6 protein-coding genes and 1 pseudogene are annotated in these 8,572 nt (G+C 62.9%); all 7 read right to left on the minus strand.

Translation table 11 applies throughout. From position 1 onward, the window contains the following. Positions 1–22 precede the first annotated feature (22 nt). Positions 23–715 carry a TIGR02453 family protein gene (locus EN879_RS01295; RefSeq protein ID WP_063168302.1) on the minus strand — a complete coding sequence of 231 codons (693 nt, stop codon included), beginning with the start codon at positions 713–715 and terminating at the stop codon, positions 23–25. Next, on the minus strand, positions 715–2,919 hold the full coding sequence (ligA, locus tag EN879_RS01300) for an NAD-dependent DNA ligase LigA (protein WP_063168303.1): 2,205 nt from the start codon (positions 2,917–2,919) through the stop codon (positions 715–717). The genes EN879_RS01295 and ligA overlap by 1 nt, the downstream gene beginning before the upstream one ends. Before the next feature lie 162 nt (positions 2,920–3,081). Next, positions 3,082–3,261, minus strand: coding sequence for a hypothetical protein (locus EN879_RS01305; RefSeq protein ID WP_063168304.1), 180 nt, complete (start codon positions 3,259–3,261; stop codon positions 3,082–3,084). Between the two features lie 96 nt (positions 3,262–3,357). Next, positions 3,358–5,031: a DNA repair protein RecN gene (gene recN / locus EN879_RS01310; protein WP_063168305.1), complete on the minus strand. Its 1,674-nt coding sequence runs from the start codon at positions 5,029–5,031 to the stop codon at positions 3,358–3,360. A gap of 226 nt (positions 5,032–5,257) precedes the next feature. Continuing rightward, positions 5,258–6,127, minus strand: a complete 870-nt coding sequence (locus tag EN879_RS01315; RefSeq protein WP_063168306.1) for an outer membrane protein assembly factor BamD — start codon at positions 6,125–6,127, stop codon at positions 5,258–5,260. A gap of 263 nt (positions 6,128–6,390) precedes the next feature. After that, positions 6,391–7,341, minus strand: coding sequence for a UDP-3-O-acyl-N-acetylglucosamine deacetylase (gene lpxC, locus EN879_RS01320; RefSeq protein ID WP_013530964.1), 951 nt, complete (start codon positions 7,339–7,341; stop codon positions 6,391–6,393). A gap of 281 nt (positions 7,342–7,622) precedes the next feature. After that, a pseudogene (locus tag EN879_RS01325) lies at positions 7,623–8,572 on the minus strand (cell division protein FtsZ); the annotation flags it as partial.

Genomic DNA, 8,572 nt, shown 5'->3' on the forward strand with positions numbered 1-8,572 from the left:
CGGGATCGGCTGAGTTAGACGCTTATTCCTTCGGGATCTTGCCCTCGATCGCCCTGCCCCAGTCGAGCAGCGGCTTGGCGCGCAAGGTGAAATCGACGAGTTCGTCGACCAGATCAGCCGTGTGGATTCCCGCCGGATCGATGACATGCTGGACGACAAAATGCCGGTTGCGGATGGCGGCGGCCAGGTCGGCATCGCTGATATGCTCGAAGCCGCGTGGGGTGCGCTTCATACGGCCTTCGGTCTCGAGTTCGAGGCTATTTTTCTTCAACGCCGCAACCATCTTTTGGAATTCGCCCGGCTTTGCCGCGATGGCCTTGCGCATCGCCAGCAGCAGCGCCGGCTCCGGCTGCCACCACGCAATGTCGGCGAAGCAGCGCTCAAGCCCGACATGCACGTAGAACACGCCCTGCTCCATCTTGGTGCCGTCGGGCGACAGGATGGCCGACAAATGCCTGTTGTAGGGCCGCTTGTCCTTGGCGAAGCGCACGTCGCGATTGATCCGGAACAGCGACTTCTTGCGGTCGCCGCGCAGGCCGAGCCCTGCCTTTGCGAAGCGCTCGGTCAGCGTGTCGACCAGATCGCCGAAGGGATCGCGCAATTCCTTTTCGAACAGGTCGCGATTCTCCAGGAACCATTCCCGGTTCTGGTGGAAATCCAGAGCCTTCAGGAACGGAATGGCCTTTGGGCCGAACCCCTTGAATGCGCCTTCCATCACGCCTTGCCGATCCGCGCCAGCCAGGCATCCTCGTCGATCACCTCGATGCCGAGCTCACTGGCAAGCTTGAGTTTGGAGCCGGCGCCCGGCCCGGCGACCACCAGATCCGTCTTCGCCGAAACCGAGCCCGCGACCTTGGCGCCGAGGCGCTCCGCCATGGCCTTGGCTTCGGAGCGCGTCATCTTCTCCAGCGAGCCGGTGAACACGACCGTCTTGCCGGCGACCTCACTGTCGGCCGAGACGGTGACGACATACGGCTTCGGCTTGACCTGCTCGAGCAGCTTCTCAAGCACGTCGTCGTTGCGCTCATTGCCGAAGAAGCCGCGCAGCGCATCGATCACCGTATCGCCGATGCCGTTGACCGATGGGAAGACAGTATGTGGATCCTCCGCGGCCGCTGTCTCCTTGCCGACGCGGATCAGCTCCTCGATGGTCGAGAAGGTGCGGGCAAGCACGGCCGCCGTCGTTTCGCCGATATGGCGGATGCCGAGCGCGAAGATGAAACGGTCGAGTTCCGGCTCGCGGCGCGAGTCGATGGCCGCGAACAGCTTGTCGAGGCTTTCATAGTTGCGATCCTCGACGCTGCGCACATTCTTGCGTGTCTTGCCCGATGCGGCCTCGCGCTGCCTGGCCTGCTCCTCGCGGCGCTCGGCCAGCGCCCTGGTGACGGCCGGACGGCGATCCTTGAGCGTGAAGATATCGGCGGCGGTCTTGATCAATCCCGCATTGAAGAACGTATCTATGTTCTCGGCCCCCAGCCCCTCGATGTCCAGGGCACCGCGCGACACGAAGTGGCGCAATCCTTCCACCGCCTGCGCCGGGCAGATCAGCTCGCCGGTGCAGCGGCGGCGGGAATCTTCCTTGCCGGTCTTCTCGTTGATCTCGCGCGTCGCCGGCGAGCCGCAGATCGGACAGGTATGCGGGAATTCGTATGGCACGGCATCGGCCGGCCGCTTGTCGATGACGACACTGACGATCTGCGGAATGACATCGCCTGCCCGCTGGATCACCACCGTATCGCCGATGCGCACGTCGATGCCGTCGCGGATCGGCTGGCCGGTGCTGTCCAGGCCCTTGATGTAGTCCTCATTGTGCAGCGTGACATTCTCGACCACGACGCCACCGACAGTGACCGGCGCCAGCCGCGCGACCGGCGCCAGCGTGCCGGTACGGCCAACCTGGATGTCGATCTTCTGCACAGTCGTCATCGCCTGTTCGGCCGGAAATTTGTGCGCGACGGCCCAGCGCGGCTCACCGGTGACGAACCCCCATCGGCGCTGCAATTCCAGCTGGTCGACCTTGTAGACGACGCCGTCGATATCATAGCCAAGTGCCGAACGTTGCTCCTCGATCCGATGATAATGCGCGATCAACTCGTCGGCCGATTTCGCCCGCACCATCAGCGGACTGATCTTGAACCCCCACTCGGCGAATTTCTGCACCGAATCATATTGGGTCGGAGCCGGATCCGCTGTCGTATAGCCCCAGGCATAGGCAAAGAATTTGAGGTTGCGGCTGGCGGTAACGGACGGATCCTTCTGGCGCAGCGAACCGGCCGCCGTGTTGCGCGGATTGACGTAGTCCTGGCCGCCGACCGCCGCCGACCGCTGCTTCAACGCCTCGAATTCCGCATAGGTCATGTAGACCTCGCCACGGATCTCAATGGTTTCGGGCCAGTCCGAACCTTTCAGCCTCGCTGGAATATCGGCAATCGTCTTCAAATTGGCGGTGATGTCTTCGCCGACGGCGCCGTTGCCACGCGTTGCGCCCTGCATGAACACACCGTTTTCGTAACGCAGCGAAGCCGAAAGCCCGTCGATCTTCGGCTCGGCCGTGAAGGCGATGTCGAGCTCCTTGTCGCGATCGAAGAACCGCCGGCCGCGTTCGATGAAATCGGCGACGTCATCGTCGGTATAAGCCTTGGCAAGGCTGAGCATCGGCACCGCATGGCGCACCTTGGTAAAGCCTTCCGCGGGTGCCGCACCGACCCTGAGCGATGGCGAATCCTCGCGCACCAGCGCTGGAAAGCGCTCCTCGATGGCAAGGTTGCGCCGTGCCAGCGCATCGTATTCCGCGTCGGTGATAATAGGCGCGTCTTCGGTATGGTAGCGCCGGTCGTGCTCGGCGATCACTTCCGCCAGACGCTTCAGCTCGGCTTCGGCCTCGCTTTCGGTCAGGGCATCGACTGGTTTTTCGGACATGGTTTTGCACCTGGCTGCTGTTGGCCCGGGACAATAGATCAGGATTCGGATGGAAGGGAGCTGAATTCTGACAAAACCACGCCGAAACAGCGGGATGGAGCCATATGCTGACTCTGTTGCAAAGCCCGGATTTTCACTGGTCGGCGAACCGTAGGTGGTGGGTCAGTCTGAAATCCCATCGGTCACTGAGCACTCAATCGCGTCGGACCGTGCATCGACGAACAGTCGGGTTCCATCTGTGAATTCAATCAGTACTTCTGCCGCACGAAACCGCCAAACGTGGATCACCATTTTTCCTGAGAGAAGTTTTGTCAATTCGACAGTTTCCTCTTCCAAATCCATCGGATTCTCCTAAGCCGCTGAGTGTTTCTTATACGGCCCGCGAACCGTTGGCTTCTCGGCTTCCTTTGCTTCGATCCACTGCCGAACCATGCGCCATCAGGACGCCGCGATGTTCTCGCGCAGCAGTCGCTCGGCGGCGGCGCGGGCCTCGTCGGTGATCGTGGCGCCGGCCAGCATGCGCGCGATCTCCTCTTGCCGCGCCGGCCGGTCCATCTCGGCAATGCCGGTCGCGACACGGTCGGTGGTGCCGGATTTGGAGATCAGGAAATGCGTCGCCGCGCGCGCCGCCACCTGTGGCGCGTGCGTCACCGACAGCACCTGCACGCGCTTCGACAGCCGCGCCAGCCTTTGGCCGATGGCGTCGGCGACAGCGCCGCCCACGCCGGTGTCGATTTCATCGAAAACCAGCGTCGGCGCCGAGCCACGGTCGGCCAGCGCCACCTTCAGCGCCAGAAGGAAGCGCGAAAGCTCGCCGCCGGAGGCCACCTTCATCATCGGCCCGGGCCGCGTGCCTGGATTGGTGCGCACCCAGAATTCGATCTGGTCAATGCCCTCTTCCATGCGGCTCTCGGCATCGCTCTTCATTTCCACGATGAAGGCCGCGCGTTCGAGCTTCAGGGCCGGCAGTTCCGCCATGACCGCCTTGGTCAGGCCGACCGCCGCCGCATGACGAAGCGAGGACAGCTGTGCGGCTGCGATGTCATACGTCTCGCGTGCCGCGGCGGCCTGCTTTTCCAGCCCGTGCAGGCGTTCCTCGCCGGCGTCGAGGTCGGCGAGATCGGCCGACATCGTGTCGCGCAGTTGCGCCAAATCGTCGACGGCGACGCTGTGCTTGCGTGAGGCCGCGCGCAACGAGAACAGCCGCTCCTCCGCTTTCTCCAGCCGCTGCGGATCATATTCGGTGGCGCGCAGTGCGGCCTCGACGCCCGATTGGGCCGCGTCGAGCGACAGCATCGCCTCGTCGAGCGACTTGACCACGTCGTCGAGCAGGCCTGGCGCCTCCGTCACCTTGCGTTGCAGCCGCCTCAGCAGGCTGGCCAGTTGCGGCAAGGGCGACGACGGGCCGGACAGCACATCCTGCGCGTCATGGATTTCGGACGCGATCTTCTCGGCCCGCATCATCGACGCGCGCAGTTCGGCAAGATCGGTCTCCTCACCCGGCTGCGGATCGAGCTTTGTCAATTCCGCCACCGCCGCACGCAGATAGTCGGCCTCGCGCGCCGCCGCCGCCACCTTGGCACGGTGGCGCGACAACTCCTGCTCGCAGGCGCGCCAATGCCGCCATGCCTCGCCAGTCGAGCGAACGGCGCCGAGATGGCCGCCGAAAGCATCGAGCACCTCGCGGTGAGCGCCGGGATCGACCAGAGCACGTTCATCGTGCTGGCCGTGGATCTCGACCAACGCGCGCCCGACATCGCGCATCAAGGTGACGCTCGAAGGCTGATCGTTGACGAAGACACGGGTACGGCCGTCCGCGGTCTGAAGGCGGCGCAGGATGATGTCGCCGTCATCCTCGATGGCATTGTCGGCTAGCAGCGCACGGGCCGGATGATTGCGCGGCACGTCGAAGACGGCGATAACCTGGCCTTGCGCCGCGCCATGGCGCACCAGCGACGCGTCACCGCGCGCACCAAGCGCCAGCGACAGGGCATCGAGCAGGATGGACTTGCCGGCACCGGTTTCGCCGGTCAGCACCGAAAGACCCGGCTGGAAGTCGATATCCAGCTTCTCGATCAGGACGATATCGCGGATCGACAGTCTGGAGAGCATCAGAACCCGAATCTAGGACGGCACGCGACCATTTGCAGTCGCAGCGGCGCACTATCTTTTTGTTTGAGCACCGGATCAATCCGAAAAAAGCGCTGCGTACGCTTCGATCCGATGCTCCAAGCAGGTTCCGCAAAAGTGTTCCGCGGTTTTGCGACAAGAACCTGCGACAAACAACGAAATCAGGCAGACGGCGCGTTGGCGAAGCCCGCGACGTCTGCTTGGGGGGTCAAGCCCCGGTGATCAATTTCCCGGCCTTGGATATCCACGATCCGGCATTTTCGCGCGGTGCAAGCCCATTGCTTTGCAACAGCTTGTAGGAATCCTTGTACCACGAGCTGTCGGGATAGTTGGTGCCGAGCACGGCGGCGGCCGTCTGCGCCTCCGAAGTCAGACCCATCGCGTAATAGCTTTCGGTCAGGCGGGCGAGCGCCTCCTCGACATGGCGCGTGTTGGAATAATTCTCGACCACGGTGCGGAAGCGCTTGACGGCGGCGATGTATTCCCGGCGCTCGAGATAGTAGCGGCCGATCTGCATTTCCTTGCCGGCCAACTGATCGTTGGCGAAGCGGATCTTTTCCTTGGCGTCGTCGACATATTCCGATGTCGGCCAGCGCGTCACCAGATCCTGCATTGTCTGAACGGTTTGGCGCGCTTCCTTCTGGTCCTGCGTCACGTCCTTGATCTGGCGGTAATAGCTCAAGCCGATGATGTACTGCGCATAGGCGGCGTCATCGGTCGATGGATAGAGCGTGAGGTAGCGCTTGGCCGAGCCGATCGCCTCGTCGTAATTGCCCTGGCGATAATCGGCGAAAGCGCCCATCACCATCGATTTGCGAGCCCATTCCGAATAGGGGTGCTGGCGGTCGACGGCGTCGAACTTGCGGCTCGCCTCCTGCAGGCGTCCGGCATTGAGATTGGCAAGGCCCTGATTGTAGAGAACATCGGCCGGTTCGGTCTGGTCGACATAGGTCGACAGGTCGATATCTTTCTCCGACGACATGCAGGCCGACAGGAAGAGCGATGGAACAACTACTGAAAGCGCCAGGAAAACGGCCCTCTGCGGTGCTTTCAATTGACCAACTCGCTTGAAGAACATGATTGGATCTCGCCCTTTCGGCGCTATTTCAATGCCAGTTGCATGCCATTGTTTCAAAACTGGTCCCCACTTTTGAACGACATGCACTAATCGACGGCAGCAGCCATAAACCATAACCGCCTTGCCCGGCAACGCTATCTCCGGCCAATCGCACATTTTTGTGGCGGCCGGACGCAGCTTGGACATCAATGCAATTTCACTGGCGGGTGGTGCATTCCTGCAACACGCGCAATTCCCCATGGAACCCGAAAAACCTGGGAAAATCAGATCATCCAGGGCGCGTAGAGCGGCGCGTTGACGGCGTTCATCTCGGCGCTGCGGCCACGCTCCCGGCGCGTCGTCTCGACGATCTCGAACGCCGTGCGATCCGACAGCAGGCGGCGCAGGGCCGCGGCATTCATCCTGTGGCCGCCGCGATAGGAGCGGAAGCAGCCGATGAAACGGGCGCCGGCCAGCGCCAGGTCGCCCATGGCGTCCAGCGTTTTATGGCGCACGAATTCGTTGGGATAGCGCAGGCCGCCCATGTTGATGACGCGGTTGTCGTCGCCGATCACCAGCGAATTCTCCAGCGAGGAGCCGAGCGCATAGCCTGCAGCCCACAGCCGCTCGACATCCTTCATGAAGCCGAAGGTGCGGGCGCGCGCGATGTCGCGACGGAAAATATCGGCATTGAGGTCGGAGGCAAACAGCTGACGGCCGATCGCCGGGCTTTCGAAGTCGATCTCGATCTCGAAACGGGTTCCGTCATAGGGCCGAAACTCCGCCCACGAGGCGCCGTTCTCGATGCGGACCGGCTTGATGACCCTGATATAGCGGCGCTTGACCGAAAGCGTCTCGATGCCCGCCTGGTCGATGGCTTCGACGAACGCCATGGCGCTGCCATCGAAGATCGGAACCTCGGAACCGTCGATCTCGACAGCGACATTGTCGATGCCGAGCCCAAACAGCGCCGCCATGATGTGCTCGACCGTGGCGATATGCTCGCCGGCGGGATCACCAAGCATGGTGCACAGGTCGGTGGCGCCGACTTCCGAAACCAGGGCACGAAACTCGCGGCCCTGCTCGGCACCGTTGAAAAGCTGGAAAACGATGCCGGTGTCGGCATCCGCCGGCATGAAGCTGATGGACACTTCCTTGCCGCTGTGGACGCCGGTGCCGGTAAGCGACGCGCGCGTCTTCAATGTCGTCTGATAGTCGTGCAAGACAATCCCCATAAGCCCGTAATGCCTAGGTCCGCTTCTCCAGCCCGAGGGCGCGGCTCTTGTGTGAATCGGTTGGCAGGGCGACTTCCCCCGAAATCCCGGCAAACCGATGATGGTAGGCAGCGAAGATAATGTCCCGTCAGGGAGACTCCAAATCACGGTTTCTTACTCTGTGTAACCGCGAACTGGAATGGGTGCGACTTTGTAAGTTATTGAAATCACATCATTTAAAACGTTAACAGGCAAGCGATTCCTCGCTTGCCTGTTAACAAATGTTACAGTCCGTTTACCAATCAGTTGGCCTGGCGGCGCAGGAACGCCGGAATCTCCAGCTGATCGTCTTCCTGAGTCGTCCTCACCTGCGGCGTCAGGCGGCCCTGATCGTCGAGTTGGCCACGGCGCGGCGCATAGAGCTGCGCATCCTGGCTGGCGAGGCGGCGCACTTCGGGCGCCGCCTGGCGCAGCTTGGGCTCACGCGGCTGCAGCCGGCGCAGCCGCGTGAGCCCAAGCTGCGCCGGCTGCAGCCTTGCGGGTTCTTCCTCGCGGCGGGTCAGTCCGTTGGTCAGGCGCTTCAGCAGGCCCATCGGTCCGCTGTTGTTCTCGTGGTCCACCGGGCGGCTCTTGGCATCCACCTCGGCCTTGACGACCGGCGGAAAGTCCTCGACGCGCGGCATACGCTGAGGTGCCATGGCAACAGGCTGCGGGGCTTCGCGCAGCATCTCGCGCGGCTGCGGGGCCGGCTGCATCTGCTGGACCACCGGCTGCGGCATCGGCTGTGCTGGCGGCGCCTGGAAGATCTTGCTCTGTGGGCGGAAATCTTCTGCGTGAGCGACAGGAGCCGGGCGCGCCTGCGCCATCGCCGCGGCATTGGCTTCGGCCAGTTGGATGGCTTCGGCGACAGGGTCGACAGCGCGTGGCTCGTAGGCCGCCTGCTGAACAGGCGCCGGGCGAGCCTCCGCGATCTGAGCCGCCGGGCGGCTGACCGGCTTCGGAGGCGCCGTGCGGATCGAGATCGGCGCAGCGGCGATTTCAGCCGCCGATTTGTCGATGCCGGTGGCAACCACCGAGACGCGGATGACGCCTTCGAGTTCCTCGTCGAAAGTGGCGCCCAGGATGATGTTGGCGTCCTGGTCGACTTCCTCGCGGATACGGGTCGCCGCTTCGTCGACTTCGAACAGCGTCAGGTCGCGGCCGCCCGTGATCGAGATCAGCAGGCCCTTGGCGCCCTTCATCGAGGTTTCGT

Source organism: Mesorhizobium sp. M7A.F.Ca.AU.002.02.1.1, from assembly GCF_003998535.1.
Taxonomy (GTDB): Bacteria; Pseudomonadota; Alphaproteobacteria; order Rhizobiales; family Rhizobiaceae; genus Mesorhizobium; species Mesorhizobium ciceri.

Bases quoted from the DNA above. Each gene is read 5' to 3' on its own strand.
- recN (WP_063168305.1), bottom strand. From the start codon at position 5,031: ATGCTCTCCAGACTGTCGATCCGCGATATCGTCCTGATCGAGAAGCTG.
- EN879_RS01305 (WP_063168304.1), bottom strand. From the start codon at position 3,261: ATGGATTTGGAAGAGGAAACTGTCGAATTGACAAAACTTCTCTCAGGA.
- EN879_RS01315 (WP_063168306.1), bottom strand. From the start codon at position 6,127: ATGTTCTTCAAGCGAGTTGGTCAATTGAAAGCACCGCAGAGGGCCGTT.
- EN879_RS01295 (WP_063168302.1), bottom strand. From the start codon at position 715: ATGGAAGGCGCATTCAAGGGGTTCGGCCCAAAGGCCATTCCGTTCCTG.
- ligA (WP_063168303.1), bottom strand. From the start codon at position 2,919: ATGTCCGAAAAACCAGTCGATGCCCTGACCGAAAGCGAGGCCGAAGCC.
- lpxC (WP_013530964.1), bottom strand. From the start codon at position 7,341: ATGGGGATTGTCTTGCACGACTATCAGACGACATTGAAGACGCGCGCG.